Below are 21,793 nucleotides of genomic sequence, written 5' to 3'. Positions count from 1 at the left end.
GCCTACGGCGTGCACGGCGCGCGCCCGAAGCCGACGTCATCGCATGACGAACGCCCTTAGACCGCGCATAGCAGACGCAAAGGCGGAGGTCCGGAACGGTCGGAAGGATCGCTCGTGTCAGCCCCGAGAGAGGATCCGGACATGAACACCTTCCCCGACCCGACCCGCACCCCGCAGGGCCCCGCCTACGAGGGCCGCCTGCTCGACCGCCCGGACGAGGAGGTCGTCGATCAGGGGGCGCCGTTCGACCTGCGCACGCTGATGTCACGCCGCACCGTGCTGAGCCTCGTGGGACTCGGCGCGAGCGGCGCCGTGCTCGCCGCGTGCGCACCGTCGACCGCCGATGCGGCCGCCGCGCCGACCACGACCGCCACCGCCACCGCCACCGCCACGCTCACTCCCACCGCCACGCCGACCACGGCCGTGCCCGCCGCCGAGATCCCCGACGAGACCGCGGGCCCGTACCCCGGGGACGGCTCGAACGGCCCCGACGCGCTGGCCGAGTCCGGGATCGTGCGCCAGGACATCCGCTCCTCGATCGGCGGCGGCAGCACCGCGGCGGGGATCCCCCTGACGTTCACCCTGAGCATCCTCGACATGGCGAACGGCGACGCGCCGTTCACGGGCGTGGCCGTGTACGCCTGGCACTGCGACGCCGCCGGCCGGTACTCGATGTACTCCGACGGCGTGGAGAACGAGACCTATCTGCGCGGGGTGCAGGTGGCCGACGCGGACGGGCGCGTGACGTTCACGTCGGTCTTCCCCGGCTGCTACTCGGGCCGATGGCCGCACATCCATTTCGAGGTGTACCGCACGGCAGCGGACGTCACCGACGCCGCGAACGCGATCGCGACGTCCCAGCTCGCCCTGCCGCAGGCGGCCTGCGACGCCGTGTATGCGACGAGCGGTTACGACGGGTCGGCGCAGAACCTGGCCCGGACGTCGCTGACCTCGGACAACGTCTTCGGCGACGACGGCGGCGCCCTTCAGCTGGCCGCCGTCACCGGCGACACGTCGAAGGGCTACACCGCGTCACTGACGGTGCGGGTGGACATCCGGACCGCACCCACCGGCGGCTCGATGGGCGGCGCTCCGCGCTGAGCCGCGGCTATTCCGTGCGCGCGGGCACGTCCGCCGCGGCGGGCAGGTCTCAGACCCGGCAGGATGGATGCATGGCGTCCTCTCCGCTCGGCCGGCCCACCCGGGGCACGACCGGCACCAACCGGCTGCGGCGCAACGACCGCTGGATCGCCGCCTCCCCCGCGTTCCGCCGGGCGACGGATCCGCTGGTGGTCGACCTCGGCTTCGGCGCGAGCGGCGTGACGGCGTTCGAGCTCGCCGCCCGGCTGGTGCGGGTGCGCGCCGACGCCGAGGTGCTCGGGCTCGAGCTGGACCCCGAGCGCGTGTCGACGGCCCGTGCCCAGCTCGCCGAGCTCCGCCGCGGGGCGGGGCACTTCCCGGCCGATCTGCCGGTGTCGTTCGCGCGCGGCGGGTTCGAGGTGCCGCTGCCGGACGGCCGGCGCCCCGCCGTGATCCGCGCGATGAACGTGCTGCGGCAGTACGACGAGGCGGACGTGCCGGACGCCTGGGCCCGGATGGCCTCCCGGCTCGCCCCGGGCGGACTGCTCGTGGAGGGCACCTGCGACGAGATCGGCCGTGTGGCGAGCTTCGTCGACGTCGACGGGGACGGGGCTCCGCAGCGCTTCACGATCTCGCTGCGGCTGGCGGGACTCGAGCGCCCGTCGATCGTCGCCGAGCGGCTGCCGAAGGCGCTCATCCACCACAACGTGCCGGGTGAGCGCATCCACGCCCTGCTCTCCGATCTCGACCGCGAGTGGGAGCGCGCCGCGGGCCTGTCGACGTTCGGGCCGACGCAGCGCTTCCTCGCCGCCGTCACGGCGTTGCGCGAAGCCGGTCACCCCGTGCTCGGCGGCCGCGCCCGCTGGCGGCTGGGTGAGCTCACCGTGCCGTGGAGCGCCGTGGCGCCGGCATGAGCCGGTTGCCGCCGCGACATCACATCCGCTCGTACCCGGAGCGGGCGATGCAGTACAAGCCGTACGCGACGAGTCCGGCGCCCACCGCGCAGAGCAGCAGGCGCCCCCAGGGAAGGGCGAGGATCCCGCGCAGCGCGGCATCGAGTCCGGCCGCCTTGTGCGGATCCTCGGTGACCGCAGCCGTGACGAACAAGATCCCGGTCACCGCCACGGCGATGCCCTTCGCGAGGTAGCCGATCACACCGAACACCTCGATCCCCGCCCTCCGTGTTCCTGTCGGCACCCGGAGCTCCCTGGCGAACGAGCGCGTGATCGCGCTGACGACGAAGCCGCCGCCGACCACGACGATCCCGAGGCCGATCGCCACGAGGAGGATCTCGCCTCCAGGAGCCGACAGGACCAGGGAGCCCAGCGCCTGCGTGTTCTGCGAGGGATCCGCGCGTCCCCCCGCCGCGTAGACGACGGCCATTCCGGCCAGGACGAGGTAGACGGCGGCGATGCCGAGGTTCTTGATCCGCCGACCCCATCTCCTCATGCCGTCGGAGGCCCCTGCGAGGAAGGCGTCCGCGATCCACCACCCCGCGAGCGCGACGAGAGACACGGCCACGATGACGAGCACCAGCCCACCGATCGCGCTGCGCCGGATCTGCTCCATCGCCCCGCCCTCGTCGGCCGAGCTCGCGCTGCTGCCGAGCGCGATGGAGATCGCCGTGGCGCCGATCAGGATGTGCAGGACCCCGAGCACGACGAACCCGACGCGGGCGACGCGCCGGAGCAGCGGAGATCGCTGGGCCGATCGTGCCGCGTCCTTGACCAGGTCGGACGCATCCTCACCCGTGACCATGCCGGCAGCGTAGAGGATGCGCTCCGGCCACGGACAGAGGGTTGCGCCCGGACCCCGCCCGTGCGTCGCCGCGCGCCCGGCGTCAGCCCTCGGGGAATGCGGTGCCGGTCAGTCGCAGGAGCGGCCGGGCCTTGACCACGGTCTCGGCGTACTCCTCCTCCGGATCGGAGAGCGAGACGATCGCTCCGCCGACCCCGTAGTCGACGCCTCCGTCATGCTGGATCACGGTGCGGATCACGACGCTGAGGTCGACGGATCCATCGAAGGAGAAGTACCCCAGGGCGCCGCTGTAGAACCCGCGCGGACCGCCCTCGAGACCGTCCAGGATCGCCATGGTGCGCAGCTTGGGCGCTCCCGTCATGGAGCCGGGCGGGAAGGCGGCGCGGACGCACTCGACCGGCGTCGCGGCGAGCTGCGCGCGCACCGTGCTCACCAGCTGGTGCACGGTCGCATAGCTCTCCACCCGGAACAGGCCGTCGACATGCACGGATCCGAGCTCGGCCGTCCGGCCCAGATCGTGCCGCACCAGGTCGACGATCATCAGGTTCTCGGCACGGTCCTTCTCCGCAGAGGCGAGCTCGGCGCGGATCCGGTCGTCCTCGGCGGCGGTGGCGCCGCGCGGACGGGTGCCCTTGATCGGGCTCGATGCGACCGCACCGTCGGCGGTGATGCGCAGGAACCGCTCCGGCGAGGTGCTCAGCACGCTGACCCCGCCGATGCGCAGGAACGCACCGAAGGGAGCCGGATTCTGCCGGCGCAGCACGCGATAGGCCTCGAGCGGATCGACGTCCTCCTCGCCGTGCAGCATGTTCGTAAGGCAGGCCTCGTAGGTCTCCCCCGCCGCGATCTGCTCCTGCGCGGCGGCGATGAGCTCGAGGTAGCGGTCCCGGGAGTGCCGGGCGCGCAGATCCGGAACCCGCACCCGAGTACCGTCCGCCGGCTCGGCGCTGTCCGCCTCGGCCGCGACCGCTTCGTCCGTGAGCGCGGCGATCCGCGCCGCCGTGCGTTCGATCCACTCCGCATCGTCGAGAGCATCGTCGAGAGCGAGGAGATGGATCCGGTCCTCGCGGTGATCCACGACGAGCGCCCGGTCGAGCCGCACGAGCATGGCGTCCGGCGTCGCGGCCCGGCGCCGATGAGGGGACCCGCATTCGGCCCGCAGCTCGTAACCGAGCGCGCCGACCCAGCCCAGGGCGAACGGCAGGTCACTCGACTCGACGCGGGTGGCCGCGAGTTCGGCGTCCAGCCAGTCGAAGAAGCCCGACCGCACCTCCTGCGCCCGTGCACCGTCGCGCACGGTGACAGTGCCCGCGTGCACGTCGGCGACAGCGGTCGGCAGGTCGTCGCCACCGCCCAGGATCGAGTACCGCGCCCGGTCGTCGACGGGACTGTTGCCGTCCAGCCACACGGCCTCGGTGGCATCGCCGAACAGCGCGGTGAACAGCCGCTCCGTGTCGACCGCCCGGATCAGCGTGCGTCGCAGGACCGTCCGCGGGGCCGGTGCCGGGCCGAGCGGGGCCGATGCCGGGCCGAGCGGGGGCGCAGCCAGCCCGAGCGGGGCCGGTGCCGCGGCCGACCCCTCCGACGCACCCCCCGGTCCATCGAGCGGAGACGCGCGCTCGGCGAGCCCTCGCTCGCCGAGGCCCTCGCGCACCAGCGCGATGAAGTTCGCCATCATCTGCGTGCCGTCGTGGGTGCCGATCGACTCGGGATGGAACTGCACCCCCCACAGCGGCAGTTCGCGGTGTCGGATACCCATGATGACGCCGTCGTCCGCGCGCGCCGTGACGACCAGCTCCTCGGGCACCTCGTCGATGAGCAGCGAGTGGTAGCGGATGACCTCCACGGGCGACGGCAGGTGCTGGAAGGGCCCGGCGCCGTCGTGGAAGACGGGCGAGGGCCGGCCGTGGCGGGGCTCCGGAGCGCGCCGCACCGCGGCGCCGAACGCGTGCCCGAGCCCCTGGTGGCCGAGGCAGACGCCCAGCAGTGGAAGCCGCCGCTCTGCCGCGACCCGGATGGCGTCGGCGCAGATCCCGAAGTCCGCCGGCACCTGTGGGTCCCCCGGTCCGGGTGAGAGCACCACGGCGTCGAACCCGTCGAGCACCGCTGGATCCCAGTCCGGCCAGTCGTTGTGGACGACCACGGGCGCCTGCCCCGCGGTGGCGGCGATCTGGTGCACGAGGTTGTACGTGAACGAGTCGTAGTTGTCGATCAGCAGGATCCGCAGCGGCGCGTCCGCGCCGGCAATCGGTGCGCCGGCGTCCGCGGACTCCTTGTTCGCGGTTCCGTTGCCGGCGCCTTCCGTGCTCCCGTTCCCCGAGCTCACCGCGGGCACCGTGTCAGTGCGCGCCCCGCGGGTCCGGCGCGGACGGCCGGCGCGACAGCCGGGTCAGGCGCGGGACATCCGCGGTGGCGCCGGCGTCGGCCGGGACGATGACCTCCTGGGCGGCCGCGACGTCGCCGTCCGGGGTGCGCACGACGAGGTCGCCGACGGGCGCGCGCCGGGACAGCACGGCGAGCGCGATCGGTCCGAGCTCGTGGTGGCGGGCGGACGATGTGATGCGACCGACCTCGTCCTCGCCGGATCCCTCGGCGCCGCGCGCGAGCACGGGCGCGCCTGGCGCGGGGAGCAGGCTCTCGCTGCCGTCCAGGTGCAGGGCGGCGATGCGCCGCGGCGGGTGACCCAGATTGTGCACCTTCGCCACGGTCTCCTGGCCGCGGTAGCAGCCCTTGTTCAGGTGCACCGCGCTGCGGATCCAGTCGGTCTCGTGCGGCAGCGAGCGCTCGTCCACCTCGGTGGCCCAGCGCGGGCGCCAGGCGGCGATGCGCAGCGCCTCCGCGGCGAGCGCGCCGGCCCAGGCGACGGACGGATCCGCGGCGAGCGCAGCTGCTCCCTCCGCATCGAGCACGGCGGTGCGCCAGTGGTAGTCCGCGCCGGGGTGCGCGCCGTCGTGATACTGATGGCCGCCCGGCTGCACCTCGGGCCACGGATCCGTCCACACCACGGCGATGCCGTGCGGGGCGAGCGCGGCGCGCTCCGCCTGCTGCTCGGCGGCGGACCCGGCGAAGAAGCCGGCGACGGCCAGCTCCGGCCGCACCGCGACCGCGACGTCGGCGCGGAAGACCATGCGCTGCAGCCATCCGGCGAGGGGCTCGGCGTCGGCGGCGTCGGCGATGAGCCAGGTCGAGGCGCCGTCGTCGAAGACCGCGGCGACGTGCTCGACGCGTCCCTGCGGATCCAGCACGAGCAGCTCCGTACTGTCACCGGCGCGAAGGCGTGCGACGGACTGGGAGGTGATCGAGTCGAGCCAGGTGAGCCGCTCGGATCCGGTCAGCTCGATCACGGTCCGGTCGGCGAGCGGAGCGAGAGCCTCTCCGCGCTCCAGCGCGCGCTGCTCCCGCACGGGATCGCCGAAGTGCGCCACGACGTCGCCGTCCGCGATCGCGCCGGGAAGGGCTGGGAAGGCGGCCATGTCAGACCTTCGCGAGACGCGCGGACGCGTGCGAGCGGAGCCCCGCGCCCAGAGCCGCGATGTCCCAGGCCCAGAGCAGGTGGCCGTCGACGAGGCCGTACATGCGGCTCGCGGCGCCGTACTCCTTGGCGCCCTCCGCCCGGACGATCGCATCGGTCGCGATGTCGATGCGCGGACCGTCGATGCGGCCGAGGTAGAGCTCGAGGGTGCCGTCGGAGTGGGCGATTGAGACCTCGATCGCAAAACCGCCCTCCGGCAGCCGCAGCGCCTCCACGTCGTGCACCGTGCGCTCCTCGGTGCGGCTCTCACTCGGCGGCAGGAGCGCTGGTCCGGCGTCCTGCGCGTCGGCGCGACGGGCCAGCCGCCAGAAGCCGGACTCGGCGACGAGCGCGACGGCGTCGCCGTCCTCGGGCGTGAACGTCGCGGTCGCCGAGTAGTTCAGGAACGGTCCGCCGTCGTGGCTGAAGCTCACGCGGTGTGCGAACTCGCCCTGGAAGCGGTGCCCCTCGCCGCCGTCGGGACCGGGCACCTCGTAGTCGATGACGCCGGTGCCCTCCCAGACGCCGAGCAGCCATGACAGCGGCACGATGTCGGCAGGCAGGTCAGAGGGAAGATCGAGCATGCGCAGCCTTCCGGATCAGCGGGTGTGAGCGCCGGCGGACGCCGTCAGCGCTGGCCGCGGAACAGGTTGACCAGCACAGCTCCCGCGCAGAAGGCGATCGCGAGCCCCGCCAGGGCCAGCAGGCCGACGAAGAAGAGTTCGAGCGCGACGATGTCCATGCCCCTACTCTACTGCCGTCCACGCGCTCCCCGGCGCGGGCCGGTTCAGGCGCCGAACAGTGCGGCGATGCCGAATCCCGCCGAGATGACGCCCATCACCAGGAGTGCGCCGAGGCAGCCGGCCGAGACACGGAGGATGAACCCGCGGGTCTCACCACGGGAGAGCTGCACGGTGAACGACAGCAGCACGCACAGACCGAAGCCGATGACGTACCACGTCATGAGCAGCGCTGCCGGTGCGAAGATCCCGATGAGGATCGCCGCCACCGCGGCGACGGCCCAGGTGACGACCAGCCCGACGAAGGGGCTGCGCGGAGCGAGGACGGGATCGGCCATGGGCCCATTGTCACTCATCCGCCCTGTGCGTGCGCTGCTGGGTAGAGTGTGAATCGGAAAGGAGCCGCGTGGCGCAACTTCTGGTGCTGACGTCATCTCCCGGTGAGGGGGCAGTCCTCCCCGCCCTGGAGCTGCTCGGCCATCGCGTCCGCGTGATCCCCGCCCAGCCCGCGGAGCTGGTCACCGCCCCCGACGCGGATGCCGTGATCGTCGACGCGCGCACCGACCTGGTCGCGGCGAAGTCGCTGTGCACGCTCATCCGCACCACAGGCCTGCGCGGGCCGCTGCTGCTGGTCGTGACCGAGGGCGGCATGACGGCGGTGAACGGCGAGTGGCGCATCGACGACGTGCTGCTGACCGGCGCCGGCCCGGCCGAGATCGACGCGCGCATCCGGCTCGCCCTGTCCCGCGAGGCGCCGGCGGCCGAGCCGGTCCGGGTGCAGACCTCGGGGCTGACGATCGACGAGCAGTCGTACTCCGCCAAGCTGCGCGGCACGCCCCTCGATCTCACCTACAAGGAGTTCCAGCTGCTGCATTTCCTCGCGACGCATCCGTCACGGGTGTTCACGCGCGAGCAGCTGCTGAGCGAGGTGTGGGGCTACGACTACTTCGGCGGCACCCGCACCGTCGATGTGCACGTGCGACGGCTGCGTGCGAAGCTCGGCGACCAGGAGCACATCATCGGCACCGTGCGCAACGTCGGCTACCGCTTCACGGCCGACGAGGACGACACCCGCCAGGTCTCCCCCGGCAGCCGCTGACCCACGCCTCGCCCCGGCGCCAGGGCGGATCCGCGGTGTCCCCGGTCACAGTTCGGACCCGTTCACCCGCAGGTCACATCATCCTGCAATGATGGGGCGCATGATCGATCCCGCACTGGCAGATTCCGGTCTCGACGACGCCGAGGACGACGACTTCGACGAGCTCGTGGCGCCCGACGACTCGCTGCTCCCGGAGGGTCGCTACCTGGACCGCGAGCTGAGCTGGCTCGCGTTCAACCAGCGCGTGCTCGAGCTCGCCGAGGACGAGACGCTGCCGGTGCTGGAGCGCGCGAACTTCCTCGCGATCTTCGCCAGCAACCTGGACGAGTTCTTCATGGTGCGGGTGGCGGGCCTCAAGCGCCGCATCGTCACCGGGCTCGCCGTGCCGACCAACGTCGGCCGCGCGCCCGCCGACGTGCTCGCGGACATCTCCGCCGAGGCGCACAAGCTGCAACTGCGCCACGCCGCGGCGTGGACGAACCTGGTGCGGCCGGCGCTGGGTGCCGAGGGCATCGCGTTCGTGGACTGGGACGACCTGGACGGCGAGGCCAAGGCCGAGCTGACCGACTACTTCCAGACCAACGTGTTCCCGGTGCTGATGCCGCTCGCGGTCGACCCCGCCCACCCGTTCCCGTACATCTCCGGCCTTTCCTTGAACCTCGCGATCCGGATCCGCAACGCGCGCACCGGCCGGCAGGAGTTCGCCCGTCTCAAGGTGCCGCCGATGCTGCCGCGGTTCGTCGAGGTGCCCTCGGAGGACGGCGAGCTGCGCTTCATCCGGCTGGAGGAGCTCATCGCCAACCACCTCGACGACCTCTTCCCGGGGATGGAGGTGCTCGACCACCACGCCTTCCGGCTCACCCGCAACGAGGACGTGGAGATCGAGGAGGACGAGTCGGAGAACCTGATCCAGGCGCTCGAGGCCGAGCTGCTGCGCCGCCGCTTCGGCCCGCCGATCCGCCTCGAGATCACCGACGACATGGACGACGTGACGCTCGATCTGCTCCTGAGCGAGCTCGACATCACCGACCAGGAGGTCTACCGCCTCCCCGGCCCGCTCGACCTGCGCGGCCTGTTCGGGCTGGGCCGGATCGACCGCCCTGACCTGCGCTACACCCCGCACGTGCCGACGACCGCGCTCGCGTTCAAGCCGGGCGCGAACGAGCGCATCGACATCTTCAAGGCGATCCGCAAGGCCGACGTGCTCGTGCACCACCCGTATGAGTCCTTCACGACGAGCGTCGTGGCGTTCCTCGAGCAGGCCGCCCGGGATCCGCATGTGCTGGCGATCAAGCAGACCCTCTACCGCACCTCGGGCGACAGCCCGATCGTGCAGGCGCTGATCGACGCCGCCGAGTCCGGCAAGCAGGTGCTGGCCCTCGTCGAGGTGAAGGCGCGCTTCGACGAGGCCAACAACATCGTCTGGGCGCGCAAGCTCGAGAAGGCCGGCGTGCATGTGGTCTACGGCCTGGTGGGACTGAAGACGCACTGCAAGCTCGTGAACGTCATCCGCGAGGAGGACGGCGTGCTGCGCAGCTACAGCCACATCGGCACGGGCAACTACAACCCGAAGACCAGCCGGATCTACGAGGACTTCGGCCTGTTCACCGCAGATCCCCAGGTCGGCAAGGACCTCACCCGCCTGTTCAACGAGCTCAGCGGATACGCGATCGAGAAGAAGTTCAAGCGCCTCCTCGTCGCCCCGCTGCACCTGCGCAAGGGCCTGCTCCGGCTCATCGAGAAGGAGCGCAAGAACGCTCTGGACGGCAAGCCGGCGCACATCCGCATCAAGGTCAACTCGATGGTCGACGAGCAGATCATCGACGCCCTGTACCGGGCGAGCGCCGCAGGCGTGCCCGTCGACGTGTGGGTGCGCGGCATCTGCAGCCTCCGCACGGACCTTCCTGGCATCACCGACAACATCACGGTGCGCTCGATCCTCGGTCGCTACCTGGAGCACTCCCGGATCTTCGCGTTCCACAACGACGGTGACCCGCAGGTGTACATCGGCAGCGCCGACATGATGCACCGCAACCTGGACCGCCGGGTGGAGGCGCTGGTGCGGGTGACCGACGAGGCGCACATCGAGGAGCTGCTGGCGTTCTTCGACCTCGCGATGTCCCCGGAGACGTCGTCGTGGCACCTCGGCCCGGACGGGGTGTGGTCCCGGCACGCGTTCTCGGAGGTTGGCGCTGCGCTCGTCGACCTGCAGGATAGGACCATGTCGCAGATCCAGAAGCGTCGCCGGGCACGGGCGGTGCGATGACCCGCAGCCCCTCCGTAACCTCCAGCGCGACCGCCGACACGACGGGCATCACGGTCGTCGCCGACCGGCCCGACCGAGCCGTGTACGCCGCGGGCGGTCTGGTCTGGCGCGTCGTGGAGGACAAGCTGCGGATCCTGCTGATCCACCGCACCAAGTACCGCGATGTGACGCTGCCCAAGGGCAAAGTGGATCCCGGCGAGATGCTCGCCGAGACGGCCGTGCGCGAGATCTTCGAGGAGACCGGGATCCGCGTCTCGCTGGGCGCGCCCGTGGGCGTCTCCCGGTACACGATGGCCAACCGCAAGCAGAAGGTGGTCCACTACTGGGCCGCGGAGGCGACCGAGGAGGCCGTGCGGGCGTCCGCGTTCGTGCCCAACCGCGAGATCGCGGCGCTCGAATGGGTGAGTCTGAAGAAGGCGCGCTCCCGGCTCAGCTACCCCGTCGACGTCGAGATCCTGGACGCCTTCGCGAAGCTCGTCGACGACGGAGCCCTCCGCACCTTCCCGCTCATCGTGCTGCGGCACGCGAAGGCGGTGAGCCGCCAGGTGTGGCGCGGTCCCGATGCGTCCCGTCCGCTGACCCCTCGCGGGCACGCGCAGTCGAAGGCGATCGTGGGGCCGCTGCTCGCCTTCGGCGTGCAGCGGATCGTCTCCAGCGACGCGCGGCGCTGCGTGGAGACCGTCACGCCGCTGGCCAAGGCCATCGGCCGCAAGATCCGCAAGACCGAGCTGCTCAGCCAGGATGCGTGGGAGGACGGGAAGTCGGATCCCCGCACCGTCGTCGGCAAGCGCGTGCGCTCCGGCAAGCCCGTCGTGCTGTGCAGCCACGGCCCGGTGCTGCCCGACATCCTGCGCGAGATCGCGCTCGCCACCGGCACCCTGCACGGCTCGTACCTCGGCAGCGCCTCCGCGCTCGAGGTCGGCGCGTTCAGCGTGGTGCACCTCAGCGCGACGAATCCCGGATCCGGGATCATCTCCATCGAGACGCACCTGCCCAAGATCTGACATCGGCGCCTCGGCGAGCCGAAACCCGGCCCTCCGGTTCCTGAGCGAGCCGAAACCCGACCATCCGGATCCTGAGAGAGCCGAAATCCGACCATCCGGATCCTGAGCCAGCCGAAACCCGATCATCCGGATCCTGAGCGAGCCGAAGGACTCGGCACACGGCCAGCGTCCGTTCACCTTCCGTTTACCCCCAGGGTCGAGTCTCGTTAACCGCCCGCCCTAGCGTCACTGTGTGCCCTGCACCGGGCCCTACCCTGACCCACGATCGAACGGATCCACAGTGAAGATCTCCCGCATCGCGCGTATCAGCGCCATCGGCGCCGTCGCGGCCCTCTCGCTCGCCGGCTGCGCCGCGAACGAGGGCGCGACCCCCACCGACTCCGCCGCTCCCACCTCGACCGCCAAGCCCGTCTCGGGCAGCCTGGTCGGCTCGGGCTCGTCGGCCCAGCAGGTCGCGATCCAGACCTGGACCAAGCTCTTCACCGCCGCCAACCCCGACGCGCAGGTCAACTACGACCCGCAGGGCTCGGGCGCCGGCCGTCAGGCCTTCCAGCAGGGCGGCGTGAACTTCGCCGGATCCGACTCGGCCTTCAAGACCGCCGACATCGCCGCGGGCGGCTTCGCCGCGTGCGCCAAGGGCTCGGACATCGTCGAGATCCCGGCCTACGTCTCGCCGATCGCCATCGTGTTCACCCTCAAGGGCGTGGACTCGCTGAACCTCGACGCGAAGACCCTCGCCGGCATCTTCGCCGGCAAGATCACCAAGTGGAACGACCCGGCGATCGTCGCGACCAACCCGAAGGCGACCCTTCCCGACGCCACCATCTCGCCGGTGCACCGCTCGGACAAGTCGGGCACCACCGCCAACTTCACCGACTACCTCGCCCAGACCGCTCCCGACGTGTGGACCGCCGGCTCGGTCGACACCTGGCCGGCCGACCTCGGCGGCGAGGCCGCGGAGAAGACCTCGGGCGTCGTCAAGGCCGTGCAGGGCGGCGAGGGCCTGATCGGCTACATCGACTCCTCGCAGGCCAAGGGCTTCTCCTCGGTCAAGGTCAAAGTCGGCGACGCGTGGACCGAGCACTCCGCTGCGGGCGCCAGCGCCACCCTCGACGCCTCCAAGATCGACGAGGGCCGCACGGCCGGCGACCTGGCCATCAAGGTCGACCGCACCACCACCGCCAAGGGCGCCTACCCGGTGCTCCTGGTCAGCTACCTGATCGGCTGCACGCAGTACGAGAAGCCCGAGGTCGCGGCCCTCGCGAAGTCGTTCTTCTCGACCGCCATCTCGGCCGAGGGCCAGAAGGAGGCCGCGACCAACGCCGGCAGCGCGCCGATCTCGGACGAGCTGCGCACCAAGGCTCAGGCCGCGATCGACCTGATCAAGTGAGTCCACAGGCGGTTCCCGGGATGCTTCCGCTCCCGGGAACCGCCTGCGCACGTCCCGCCCGCCCCCTCGTCCGCACGCACCCGCTGTGCCCACCCGATAGGAAGCAGCACCCATGACAGCCACCACGGCGCCGGCTCCGCGGCCGGCCGTCGCCAAGCGCCGCGCCGGTGACATCTGGTTCTCGGGCGCCGCGGTCGCCGCCGGATCCATGATCCTGATCACGCTCGCGGCCGTCGCGATCTTCCTGATCGTGCAGTCGATCCCGGCGTTCGGGGCGGATCCGAAGAGCGCCTCCCTGCTCACCAGCAACTTCTGGGCCTACGTCGGGCCGCTGCTGTTCGGCACCGTCTGGGTCGCGTTCCTCGCGATGCTGATCGGCGTTCCGCTGTCGCTCGGCGTCGCCCTGTTCATCACGCACTATGCGCCGCGCCGGCTCGCACAGCTGCTCGGCTACATCATCGACCTGCTCGCCGCCGTGCCCTCGGTCGTGTTCGGCCTCTGGGGCTTCGCGGTCCTCGCACCCGCCGTGCAGCCGGTCTACGCCTGGCTCAACACCAACGCCGGCTGGTTCCCGCTGTTCGCCGGCGAGCTGTCCAAGACCGGCCGCACCATCCTCACCGCCGCCATCGTGCTCGCGGTGATGGTGGTGCCGATCATCACCGCGATCTGCCGCGAGATCTTCCTGCAGACGCCGCGCCTGAACGAGGAGGCGGCGCTCGCCCTCGGCGCCACGCGCTGGGAGATGATCCGAATGGCGGTGCTCCCGTACGGGCGCAGCGGCATCGTCTCCGCGTCGATGCTCGGCCTCGGCCGCGCGCTCGGCGAGACGATGGCCGTCACGATGGTGCTCTCGGTGAGCAGCAAGGTCACCTGGGAGCTGTTCACCTCCACCAACCCGTCGACCATCGCGGCGAACATCGCCCTGACCTTCCCCGAGGCGTTCCAGACGAACATCAACGTCCTGATCGCCACGGGTCTGATCCTGTTCATCGTCACTTTCGCGGTGAACGCACTCGCCCGCTGGATCGTCAGCCGTCGCGGACCGGGAGCCTGACATGACCGCCATCACCTCCGAGTCCCCGAAGCTGCGTCCCGCGACGCGTTCCTCGGCGTCGCTGAGCTCCGGCCGGCTGCCGCGCTGGGCGCCCTGGACGCTGCTGGCCGCCTCGCTGCTGATCGTCGCTGCGCCCTTCGCGATCACCGCGATGAGCCGGCGCAGCGAGTTCAACGTCGCCGGCACGCTCGTCGTCGGCGCCCTCGTCTACCTCGTGCTCATCTACGTGCTGTCGCGCATCGTGGAGGGCAGCCGCAAGGCGCTCGACCGCCTCATCACCGGCATCGTGACCTGCGCGTTCGCGATCGCCCTGGTGCCGCTCGTCTCGGTCGCCGTGACGGTGATCGCGGACGGCGTGCACCGCTTCGACCCGACGTTCTTCAACTCGTCCATGAAGGGCACGCTGGGCGAGGGCGGCGGCGCCCTGCACGCCATCATGGGCACCCTGCTCGTCACCCTCGCCGCCGCGATCATCTCGGTGCCGATCGGCGTGATGACGGCGGTGTACCTCGTCGAGTACGGCCGCGGCAACAAGCTGTCCCGCGCGATCACGTTCCTCGTCGACGTCATGACGGGCATCCCGTCGATCGTCGCGGGTCTGTTCGCGTACGCCCTGTTCGCGCTGATCTTCGGCCCGGGCGTGCGGATGGGCATCGCCGGATCCGTCGCCCTGTCGGTGCTGATGATCCCGGTCGTCGTGCGCTCCAGCGAGGAGATGCTGCGGCTGGTCCCGAACGACCTGCGCGAGGCGTCCTACGCGCTCGGCGTGCCGCGCTGGCTGACGATCACGAAGGTGGTCCTGCCGACGTCGATCGCCGGCATCACGACCGGTGTGATGCTCGCGGTGTCCCGCGTCATCGGCGAGACCGCGCCCCTGCTGATCACCGCCGGCTTCACCGACCAGATGAACTACAACCTGTTCAGCGGCCGCATGCAGACCATGCCGGTGTTCGTGTACTCGCAGTACGCCTATCAGGGCATCCCGCCGGAGGCCTACATCGAGCGCGCCTGGGCGGCGGCGCTCACCCTGATCATCATCGTGATGGTGCTGAACCTGATCGCCCGACTCGTCGCGAAGCTGTTCGCGCCCAAGACCGGCCGCTGAGCCGACCCGAAGGAACTCACGTGTCCAAGAGCATCGAAGTCAACGACCTCAACGTCTACTACGGCGACTTCCTCGCCGTGGAGGGCGTCTCCCTCGAGATCCAGCCGCGCAGCGTCACCGCGTTCATCGGGCCGTCGGGCTGCGGCAAGTCCACCTTCCTGCGCACCCTGAACCGCATGCACGAGGTCATCCCCGGCGCACGCGTGCAGGGCGAGGTTCTGCTCGACGGCGAGGACCTGTACGCCCCCGGCGTCGACCCGGTGGCCGTGCGCCGCCACGTCGGCATGGTGTTCCAGCGGGCGAACCCGTTCCCGACGATGTCGATCCGCGAGAACGTGCTGGCCGGCGTGCGCCTGAACAACAAGCGCATCGCCAAGTCCGATGCCGACGCGCTCGTGGAGAAGTCGCTCAAGGGAGCGAACCTCTGGAACGAGGTCAAGGACCGCCTCGACAAGCCCGGATCCGGCCTGTCCGGCGGTCAGCAGCAGCGTCTGTGCATCGCGCGCGCCATCGCCGTCTCCCCCGACGTGCTGCTGATGGACGAGCCCTGCTCGGCCCTCGACCCGATCTCGACCTACGCGATCGAGGAGCTGATCGAGGAGCTCAAGCAGGAGTACACGATCGTCATCGTGACCCACAACATGCAGCAGGCCTCGCGGGTGAGCGACAAGACGGCGTTCTTCAACATCGCGGGCACCGGCAAGCCCGGCAAGCTCATCGAGTACGCCGACACCACCACGATCTTCACCACCCCGTCCGTGCAGGCGACCGAGGACTACGTCTCCGGCCGCTTCGGGTGATCCCGGATCCGCTCCGCTTCGCTTCGTGAAGGCTCCCCGGCCGGAAAACCGGGGAGCCTTCGGCGTGTCGCACCGGATCCTGGCTTGATTCGCGGCGACACGCCGTCAGCCGCCTCCGTTTTCCGGCACGAGGAGCGTCCCGCACAGGGACGGAATGGAGCGCGTTCCACACCGATTGCGCGCACGGTCCGCCTCGCCCGCTCCCGCGGCCCGACGATCGCAGGATGTTCAACGCCGCGTCCGTGCTCGCCTCATTGGGGCGAATGGCCCGCACCTCGGAGCTGAAGCGTCTCGGCGTGAGCGAGCGCGAACTGACCCGCGCCGTACGCCAGGGCGAGGTGGTGCGGTCGCGGCAGGGGGTCTACGCGCTTCCCGATGAAGACCCCGGCATCTTGCATGCCGCCGAACATGGAGGTGTGCTCGGATGCGCGGCTGCGGCGGTCCTGCACGGACTCTGGGTGTTGCATGTCCCGAAGGAGCGACATATCTGGCTGGGGGTGAACGGCACGGCTCGGGGCCGTTCGGACTCGTGCCGGATCCACTGGGATGCGGGACATGTCGAGGTCGGCGTGCTGCCGCCGGTGCGCAACACCCTGCTGCAGCTCGCCGTCTGTGCGGATGAGGAGACTTTCTTCGCGGCTCTGGAGTCGGCCCTGCGGCAGGCTCTCGTGCATGTGCGCGACCTGGCCTGGCTGCGACTGCGGCTGCCTGCCGCTCGACGGTGGCTGGTCGATTTCGCACGATCCGACGCCGACAGCGGGCTGGAGTCGCTCGTGCGACTGCGCCTGCATCGCCTCGGAATCTCAGTGCGCACGCAAGTCACGATCGACGGACTGGGCGAGGTGGACTTCGTGGTGGGAACGCGGCTGATCATCGAGGCCGACGGCAAGGAGAACCACGACGGCACCAAGCGTCACAAGGATCTGCGCCGGGACGCTGTGGCCGCGGCCCTCGGGTATCGGACGCTCAGGTTCGACTACGACCTCATCGTGCACGACTGGCCCATCGTCGAAGCCGCGATCCTGGCGGCGCTGTCGACCCTCTGAGTCTGTGCGACGGCGCCCCCTCTTCCGCCATCACCTTCACGGCGCTTCCTCCTCCCGCCCTTTGTGGGGTCGGAAAACGGCGGAGCGCTCGGCGTGTCGCGACGTGCCGCACCTCGAACACGCCGAGCGGCGCTGACCGCGCCGCCGTTTTCCGACGGCGAGGAGCCCGTTGTCGGTGACGTGGGGAGCCCCTTGTCGGTGACATGGTGCGGGCGGCGCGGGTCAGCGGTACTCGGGGTTGGCGTCGTAGCCCCACCGCTCGCCGTCGTTCCAGGCCTGGCGCAGGTTGCCGTAGGCGGGGATGCCGCCGGCGTCCTTGAGCCGGCGCGCGGTGTGCAGCAGGTTCCAGGTCATGAACGTGGTGTTGCGGTTGGTGAAGTCGTTCTCGGGGCCGCCGGACCCGGGATCCAGATAGCTCGGTCCCGGTCCGATCGCCCCGATCCACCCGGCGTCTGCGGCGGGCGGGATGGTGAAGCCGATGTGCTGCAGGCTGTACAGGATCGACATGGCGGCGTGCTTGACGCCGTCCTCGTTGCCGGTGATGATCGCGCCGCCGGTCTTGCCGTAGTACACGTACTGGCCCTTGTCATTGAACAGGCCGCTCATCGCGTAGAGCCGCTCGATGAGCTTGCGCGTGATCGAGGCGTTGTCGCCGAGCCACAGCGGTCCGCCGACGACGAGGATGTCGGCGGCGTCGATGAGCGGCCAGATCTCGTCCGGCCAGGCGTCGCCGGCCCAGCCGTGCTCGCGCATGTCGGGGTAGACGCCGGTGGCGACGTCGTGATCGATGAACCGGATGTTCTCCACGGAGACCCCCTGCGACCGCATCAGCGCGATGCTGCGGTCCATGAGGCCCTGGGTGTGGCTGAGTTCGGGACTGCGCTTCAGGGTGCAGTTGACGAACACGGCGCGGAGGTCGTCATAGGCCGCAGGGGCGGCCGGGTGCTCTGCCATGGGGGCAGGCTAGACCTTTCGCGGCCCGGTGCCCATACCCGGGCGGAGATCAGTCCCGCGCGGAGAGCAGGTACGCGTTGAGGGCGTCGGTGAACGCGTGGTCGATCGCGAGCGGACGGTCGTCGATCGCCGCGATCGGGGCGGCGAGGCGCACGCTCGACACGAGCCAGGCCTGGTCCGCGGTTGCGAGGTCGGCGGTCGGCACGGTGGCGTACTCGGTCGTGAAGCCCTGTGCCTCGAGGTGCGCGAAGAGGCTGATCTGCGTCGTGCCCTGCAGGATCCCGCCGTGCGGAGCCGGCGTGAGGAAGCGGTCGCCCGCGCGCAGGATGAGCGACGCCGTCGGCGCCTCCAGCACGACGCCGTCGGTGGTCACGAAGATCGCGTCGTCGGCACCGCGGCGGTGCGCCTCGCGCAGGGCCGCCATGTTGACCGCGTACGACAGCGTCTTCGCGCCCAGCAGCAGCCACGGAGAGCGCACGGCGGCGCCGCTGTCGTAGCCGCGGTCGAGCGTGACGACGCGGATGCCCTGCGTGCGGGCGGCGGTGAAGTCGCCGGCGGGCGCCGCGGTGACCCAGGCCGTGGGCGCGGGCCCGTTGTCGACGCCGCGGCTGAGGATGAGCTTGATGACCCACTCCCCCGGCCCGCATTCGGCTGCGGCGACCGCGACGGCCTGACGCCACTGCTCCCGGTGCGGCTCCGGCAGCTCGCACAGCGCGGCGGAGTGCGCCAGACGCTGCACGTGCGCCTCGACCTCCTGCGCGTGGCCGTCGACGACGCCGATGGATTCGAAGATGCCGTCGCCGCGCTGGGTGCTCAATTCGCCCACGCTCAGGGCGGGAGCACCGGGGTCGATCCGCCGGAAGCTGTCGCTGAAGTCGGCCCGCTCCTCGTCGGTGGATTCGGCGGGGGTGATCAGCAGGGCGAATCGGGCAGCGGCCATACGACGAGCTTAGGACGTGCCCGCGCCCGTGCTGTCGAAGGCGTCCGCCACGACCACGGACACGCCCGAGGGCGCACGCGTCGCCCCCGATATCCGGCGGTCCGGGAATACCCCCGCGAGTCACGCGTTACACTTGATCGGCCGGGCCGCATAACCCCGGGCTCCATTTTTCGCCGCTGCGAGCGGCCTTCCGCCGAGAGGCGTTCTTGCGGCCCGGCTTCTTCGTATCCGGATCCGTGCGTATCGGATCCTGTCGTGCTGATCGGATCCATGCCGGATCCCGTCGGAGGTGCCGACCGGAGGTACTGACAGGAGGTTCCGTGCCGGATCCCGCCGGAGGTACCGACCAGACGATCAGTTCAGGGATCCGTCGCGCCACGCGGCCGCGGAGGCGGTGAGGTCGTGCGCGTATCCGCTGAGCCGGGCGGCGCGCGTCGTGAGATCGCTGGCCCGGAGGGGCTCGGTCGGCTCGTAGTCGTCGGCGATGTGCGTCGCACCCGAGGCCTGCACGCGGCAGAAGGCGGCCGCCCGCTCCAGCGCTACCGCGAAGTCGCCCGAGAAGGCGCCGCGCAGGATGGTGTCGATGAGGGCGACGAGCTCCTCCGGCCCCGCGGGCACCGGCGCACCCGCCACCAGAGCGTCGACAGAGGGGAGCTCGACCCGACCGCGCTCGTGCAGCAGCGCCGCGGTGCGCGGATCCGCATGGATCGCCGCCTGCAAGAGATACAGCCGCCACAGCGCGCCGGGAAGCGACACGGCGGGGCTGTTCGCCCACAGCTCGGCGATCTCGTCGATGCCGTGCTCGGTGGCGTACGCGACGAGCCGCTCCGCGCTCACGCCGCTGTCGTCCGCGCGGACCCGGGCGAGGAGCGCGGAAGCCGTGGCGTGCGCCATGCGGGTCTGCTCCGCGGGATCGTGGGATCCGAGCAGGTTGGCCATCACCTCCGGCGAGAGGCGGACAGGGCGGTGGAACGGTGCGGGCACCGACCCAGGGTACGCGCACTGCCCGAAGGCGGCACCCTGCAGCGACCGTTACACTCGGATGCGGGCCTCTAGCTCAGTTGGCAGAGCATCGGACTTCAACACAATAGGAGCGCCTCGGGGGAAACCCCGGGGATGACACCACTCAAAGTCGGGGAACCCTTCCTGGGAGACCAGTTGGCAATCCCGAGCCAAGCCGGACGTGTCCGGAAGGTGTAGAGACTGGACGGGTGGCACCTACAGCGAAAGCCAGGGTGAAGGGACAGTCCAGACCACGAACGCCCTGAGGGCGGCGGCGAAAGCCGAAGTGGCAGGTTAATCCGCGGGTCGTGGGTTCGAGCCCCACGGGGCCCACCGCAGAAGAGGCCCGGTCATCGCGACCGGGCCTCTTCCCATGCCGCGATGTCGGTGGCGCAGCGTATCGTCAACGCCCTAGGCGGAGGGGGCACTGAGCACATGAGTCGCGATGAACAGAGCCAGCCGAGGGCCACAACAGAGCCCACGAAACGGTGTGGCACGTGCGGCAGCATCAAGGCCCTGAGTGATTTCAATCGGAAGACCTCTCGTGCCGATGGGCGACAGGAGGTCTGTCGAGACTGCAACCGAGAAACATCCAGACGGTATTACCGGGAGAATCGCGACCGGCACATCGCCACGATCAGAGCGCGAGCACAAGCCCAACGCGTATCGAATCGCCGGCTCATCGCGGAGTATCTCAACATGCATCCGTGCGTGGATTGCGGCGCGTCGGACTTGCGGGTTCTTGATTTCGACCACAGGCCAGGATCTTCGAAGCGCGATGGCGTTATGCAGCTCGTGAGAAACGGCTTCAGCACCGCCATCGTCTTCGATGAGATCGCGAAGTGCGATGTTCGCTGCCGCAACTGTCATGCAATCGCCACGTACGAGCGGATGGGATCCAACTGGCGCAGCGCGGCGGCGTCGCGCGTTCCCCCGGAAACCGCGTGACGTCAGATGCACAGACTGTGCAGCAGGTCCTGCACGCGGGACTCGATGTCGTCGCGGACGCCGCGGACGAACTCCGGATCCTTGCCGGCGGGGTCGGCGAGCTGCCAGTCCTCGTAGCGCTTGCCGGGGAAGATCGGGCAGGCGTCGCCGCAGCCCATCGTGATCACGGCGTCGGCCTCGCGCACGTCCTCGGTGCGCAGCAGCTGCGGCACCGCCGCGGAGATGTCGATCCCCTTCTCCGCCATCACCGCGACGGCCGCCGGGTTGATCTGCTCCCCCGGCTCGGATCCGCCGGAGCGCACCTCGACGCGATCGCCGCCGAGCGCGCGGGCGAAGCCGGCCGCCATCTGGGATCGGCCGGCGTTGTGCACGCACACGAAGAGGATCAGGGGTCGCGCGGTCATGGATGCGTTCCGTTCTCGATGGCGGAGGTCTCGGTGGCGGGCAACGGTGCGCCGGCCTGCCGCGCGAAGAGGGCGATCGCGCGCTCGGCGTCGGCGACGGTGATGCTGCCACCGGCGACGATGTGCAGCCCGTACGCGTCCTCCAGGGCGACGAAGTTCATCGCGATGTCGTCGACCGGGCCGTTCAGCGCGAAGTCCCCGCTGGCCACGCCGGCCTCGAGGATCCGGCGGTACAGGGCGAGCTGCTGGGCGTAGAGCTGCTGCACCAGCTCGTCGTGCAGCGGCGACTTGCCGGCGAGCACATCGAACTCGTAGAGCAGGCGCATCAGGGCGTCGTCGGGACCGGATGGCAGCCCTGCACGGATCGCGATCGCCAGCTGCTCTGCCGGGCGTTCGGCTCCTGCCACAAGGCCCTCACGCTCCTCGCCCACCCGGCGCATCCCGGCGGCGTGCGCCTCGACGAGGATCGCGTCGAGGTCCTCGTAGTAGTAGAGCAGCGCTCCCCGGGTGACTCCGGCCTGGTTGGCGACGTCGGTGAGCGAGAGGTTGCGCAGTCCGTGCTCCGCCGCGGCGTCGAGCGCCGCGTCCACCACCTCGCGGCGCCGCTGGTCCTGGGTGCTGGGGCGTGCCATGAAGCCAGTATCGCAGGCTGCGCGTCGGTGTCGGATCCATCTCAGGCAAGTTTCTTGACA

General features: G+C 70.6%; 20 protein-coding genes. 10 read left to right on the top strand and 10 right to left on the bottom strand.

What is annotated here, in order from left to right; translation table 11 throughout:
- Positions 1-141: 141 nt before the first annotated feature.
- Together AERO9AM_RS05705 and AERO9AM_RS05700 are read left to right on the top strand one after the other, a co-directional pair.
- On the top strand, positions 142-1,101 hold the full coding sequence (locus AERO9AM_RS05705) for an intradiol ring-cleavage dioxygenase (protein WP_159575272.1): 960 nt from the start codon (positions 142-144) through the stop codon (positions 1,099-1,101).
- Between the two features lie 71 nt (positions 1,102-1,172).
- Positions 1,173-1,994 carry a class I SAM-dependent methyltransferase gene (locus tag AERO9AM_RS05700; RefSeq protein WP_159575271.1) on the top strand — a complete coding sequence of 274 codons (822 nt, stop codon included), beginning with the start codon at positions 1,173-1,175 and terminating at the stop codon, positions 1,992-1,994.
- A 19-nt stretch (positions 1,995-2,013) separates the two neighbouring features.
- On the opposite strand, the gene AERO9AM_RS05695 is transcribed toward AERO9AM_RS05700, so the two are convergent.
- From AERO9AM_RS05695 to AERO9AM_RS05675, 5 genes are all read right to left on the bottom strand, one after another.
- A complete protein-coding gene (locus AERO9AM_RS05695; protein ID WP_159575270.1) occupies positions 2,014-2,838 on the bottom strand; it encodes a DUF1206 domain-containing protein in 825 nt (274 codons plus the stop codon).
- 82 nt (positions 2,839-2,920) lie between these two features.
- Positions 2,921-5,164: an aminodeoxychorismate synthase component I gene (gene pabB / locus AERO9AM_RS05690; RefSeq protein ID WP_201298591.1), complete on the bottom strand. Its 2,244-nt coding sequence runs from the start codon at positions 5,162-5,164 to the stop codon at positions 2,921-2,923.
- A 13-nt stretch (positions 5,165-5,177) separates the two neighbouring features.
- Complete coding sequence (gene ygfZ, locus AERO9AM_RS05685; RefSeq protein WP_159575269.1) at positions 5,178-6,311, bottom strand: CAF17-like 4Fe-4S cluster assembly/insertion protein YgfZ; 1,134 nt, start codon at positions 6,309-6,311, stop codon at positions 5,178-5,180.
- A 1-nt stretch (position 6,312) separates the two neighbouring features.
- A complete protein-coding gene (locus AERO9AM_RS05680; protein ID WP_159575268.1) occupies positions 6,313-6,933 on the bottom strand; it encodes an FABP family protein in 621 nt (206 codons plus the stop codon).
- Positions 6,934-7,136: 203 nt separating this feature from the next.
- Positions 7,137-7,427 carry a hypothetical protein gene (locus AERO9AM_RS05675; protein ID WP_159575267.1) on the bottom strand — a complete coding sequence of 97 codons (291 nt, stop codon included), beginning with the start codon at positions 7,425-7,427 and terminating at the stop codon, positions 7,137-7,139.
- A gap of 68 nt (positions 7,428-7,495) precedes the next feature.
- On the opposite strand from AERO9AM_RS05675, the gene AERO9AM_RS05670 reads away from it, so the two are divergent.
- The 8 genes from AERO9AM_RS05670 (at position 7,496) to AERO9AM_RS05635 (ending at position 16,853) form a co-directional block, all read left to right on the top strand.
- Positions 7,496-8,188: a winged helix-turn-helix transcriptional regulator gene (locus AERO9AM_RS05670; protein ID WP_159575266.1), complete on the top strand. Its 693-nt coding sequence runs from the start codon at positions 7,496-7,498 to the stop codon at positions 8,186-8,188.
- A gap of 100 nt (positions 8,189-8,288) precedes the next feature.
- Positions 8,289-10,454 (top strand): RNA degradosome polyphosphate kinase, encoded by a 2,166-nt coding sequence (locus AERO9AM_RS05665; RefSeq protein ID WP_159575265.1) that lies wholly within the window; start codon positions 8,289-8,291, stop codon positions 10,452-10,454.
- Positions 10,451-11,458 (top strand): NUDIX hydrolase, encoded by a 1,008-nt coding sequence (locus AERO9AM_RS05660; protein ID WP_159575264.1) that lies wholly within the window; start codon positions 10,451-10,453, stop codon positions 11,456-11,458. Before AERO9AM_RS05665 ends, AERO9AM_RS05660 begins: the two co-directional genes overlap by 4 nt.
- Positions 11,459-11,738: 280 nt before the next feature.
- On the top strand, positions 11,739-12,848 hold the full coding sequence (pstS, locus tag AERO9AM_RS05655) for a phosphate ABC transporter substrate-binding protein PstS (RefSeq protein ID WP_159575263.1): 1,110 nt from the start codon (positions 11,739-11,741) through the stop codon (positions 12,846-12,848).
- A 112-nt stretch (positions 12,849-12,960) separates the two neighbouring features.
- Positions 12,961-13,902 (top strand): phosphate ABC transporter permease subunit PstC, encoded by a 942-nt coding sequence (gene pstC, locus AERO9AM_RS05650; protein ID WP_159575262.1) that lies wholly within the window; start codon positions 12,961-12,963, stop codon positions 13,900-13,902.
- 1 nt (position 13,903) lies between these two features.
- Entirely contained in the window at positions 13,904-15,007 is a 1,104-nt protein-coding gene (gene pstA / locus AERO9AM_RS05645; protein ID WP_159575261.1) for a phosphate ABC transporter permease PstA, read from the top strand.
- A 20-nt stretch (positions 15,008-15,027) separates the two neighbouring features.
- Positions 15,028-15,807 (top strand): phosphate ABC transporter ATP-binding protein PstB, encoded by a 780-nt coding sequence (pstB, locus tag AERO9AM_RS05640; RefSeq protein ID WP_159575260.1) that lies wholly within the window; start codon positions 15,028-15,030, stop codon positions 15,805-15,807.
- A 224-nt stretch (positions 15,808-16,031) separates the two neighbouring features.
- Positions 16,032-16,853, top strand: coding sequence for a type IV toxin-antitoxin system AbiEi family antitoxin domain-containing protein (locus tag AERO9AM_RS05635; RefSeq protein WP_159575259.1), 822 nt, complete (start codon positions 16,032-16,034; stop codon positions 16,851-16,853).
- Between the two features lie 222 nt (positions 16,854-17,075).
- On the opposite strand, the gene AERO9AM_RS05630 is transcribed toward AERO9AM_RS05635, so the two are convergent.
- The 5 genes from AERO9AM_RS05630 to AERO9AM_RS05610 form a co-directional block, all read right to left on the bottom strand.
- Positions 17,076-17,807, bottom strand: coding sequence for a flavodoxin family protein (locus tag AERO9AM_RS05630; protein ID WP_159575258.1), 732 nt, complete (start codon positions 17,805-17,807; stop codon positions 17,076-17,078).
- A 49-nt stretch (positions 17,808-17,856) separates the two neighbouring features.
- Entirely contained in the window at positions 17,857-18,747 is an 891-nt protein-coding gene (locus tag AERO9AM_RS05625; RefSeq protein ID WP_159575257.1) for an aminodeoxychorismate lyase, read from the bottom strand.
- A 354-nt stretch (positions 18,748-19,101) separates the two neighbouring features.
- Positions 19,102-19,731: a DNA-directed RNA polymerase subunit beta gene (locus tag AERO9AM_RS05620; protein WP_442923252.1), complete on the bottom strand. Its 630-nt coding sequence runs from the start codon at positions 19,729-19,731 to the stop codon at positions 19,102-19,104.
- A 968-nt stretch (positions 19,732-20,699) separates the two neighbouring features.
- Positions 20,700-21,101 carry an arsenate reductase ArsC gene (locus AERO9AM_RS05615; protein WP_159575256.1) on the bottom strand — a complete coding sequence of 134 codons (402 nt, stop codon included), beginning with the start codon at positions 21,099-21,101 and terminating at the stop codon, positions 20,700-20,702.
- A complete protein-coding gene (locus tag AERO9AM_RS05610) occupies positions 21,098-21,733 on the bottom strand; it encodes a TetR/AcrR family transcriptional regulator (RefSeq protein ID WP_159575255.1) in 636 nt (211 codons plus the stop codon). The genes AERO9AM_RS05615 and AERO9AM_RS05610 overlap by 4 nt, the downstream gene beginning before the upstream one ends.
- Positions 21,734-21,793 lie beyond the last annotated feature (60 nt).

The sequence above is a fragment of the Microbacterium sp. 8M genome (assembly GCF_902506375.1).
GTDB lineage: Bacteria > Actinomycetota > Actinomycetes > Actinomycetales > Microbacteriaceae > Microbacterium.
Note: the sequence above shows the minus strand (reverse complement) of the source record. Positions and strands in the feature narration are given on the sequence as shown.

Bases quoted from the DNA above. Each gene is read 5' to 3' on its own strand.
- AERO9AM_RS05705 (WP_159575272.1), top strand. From the start codon at position 142: ATGAACACCTTCCCCGACCCGACCCGCACCCCGCAGGGCCCCGCCTAC.
- AERO9AM_RS05700 (WP_159575271.1), top strand. From the start codon at position 1,173: ATGGCGTCCTCTCCGCTCGGCCGGCCCACCCGGGGCACGACCGGCACC.
- AERO9AM_RS05695 (WP_159575270.1), bottom strand. From the start codon at position 2,838: ATGGTCACGGGTGAGGATGCGTCCGACCTGGTCAAGGACGCGGCACGA.
- ygfZ (WP_159575269.1), bottom strand. From the start codon at position 6,311: ATGGCCGCCTTCCCAGCCCTTCCCGGCGCGATCGCGGACGGCGACGTC.
- AERO9AM_RS05680 (WP_159575268.1), bottom strand. From the start codon at position 6,933: ATGCTCGATCTTCCCTCTGACCTGCCTGCCGACATCGTGCCGCTGTCA.
- AERO9AM_RS05675 (WP_159575267.1), bottom strand. From the start codon at position 7,427: ATGGCCGATCCCGTCCTCGCTCCGCGCAGCCCCTTCGTCGGGCTGGTC.
- AERO9AM_RS05665 (WP_159575265.1), top strand. From the start codon at position 8,289: ATGATCGATCCCGCACTGGCAGATTCCGGTCTCGACGACGCCGAGGAC.
- AERO9AM_RS05660 (WP_159575264.1), top strand. From the start codon at position 10,451: ATGACCCGCAGCCCCTCCGTAACCTCCAGCGCGACCGCCGACACGACG.
- pstC (WP_159575262.1), top strand. From the start codon at position 12,961: ATGACAGCCACCACGGCGCCGGCTCCGCGGCCGGCCGTCGCCAAGCGC.
- pstA (WP_159575261.1), top strand. From the start codon at position 13,904: ATGACCGCCATCACCTCCGAGTCCCCGAAGCTGCGTCCCGCGACGCGT.
- AERO9AM_RS05635 (WP_159575259.1), top strand. From the start codon at position 16,032: ATGTTCAACGCCGCGTCCGTGCTCGCCTCATTGGGGCGAATGGCCCGC.
- AERO9AM_RS05630 (WP_159575258.1), bottom strand. From the start codon at position 17,807: ATGGCAGAGCACCCGGCCGCCCCTGCGGCCTATGACGACCTCCGCGCC.
- AERO9AM_RS05625 (WP_159575257.1), bottom strand. From the start codon at position 18,747: ATGGCCGCTGCCCGATTCGCCCTGCTGATCACCCCCGCCGAATCCACC.
- AERO9AM_RS05615 (WP_159575256.1), bottom strand. From the start codon at position 21,101: ATGACCGCGCGACCCCTGATCCTCTTCGTGTGCGTGCACAACGCCGGC.
- AERO9AM_RS05610 (WP_159575255.1), bottom strand. From the start codon at position 21,733: ATGGCACGCCCCAGCACCCAGGACCAGCGGCGCCGCGAGGTGGTGGAC.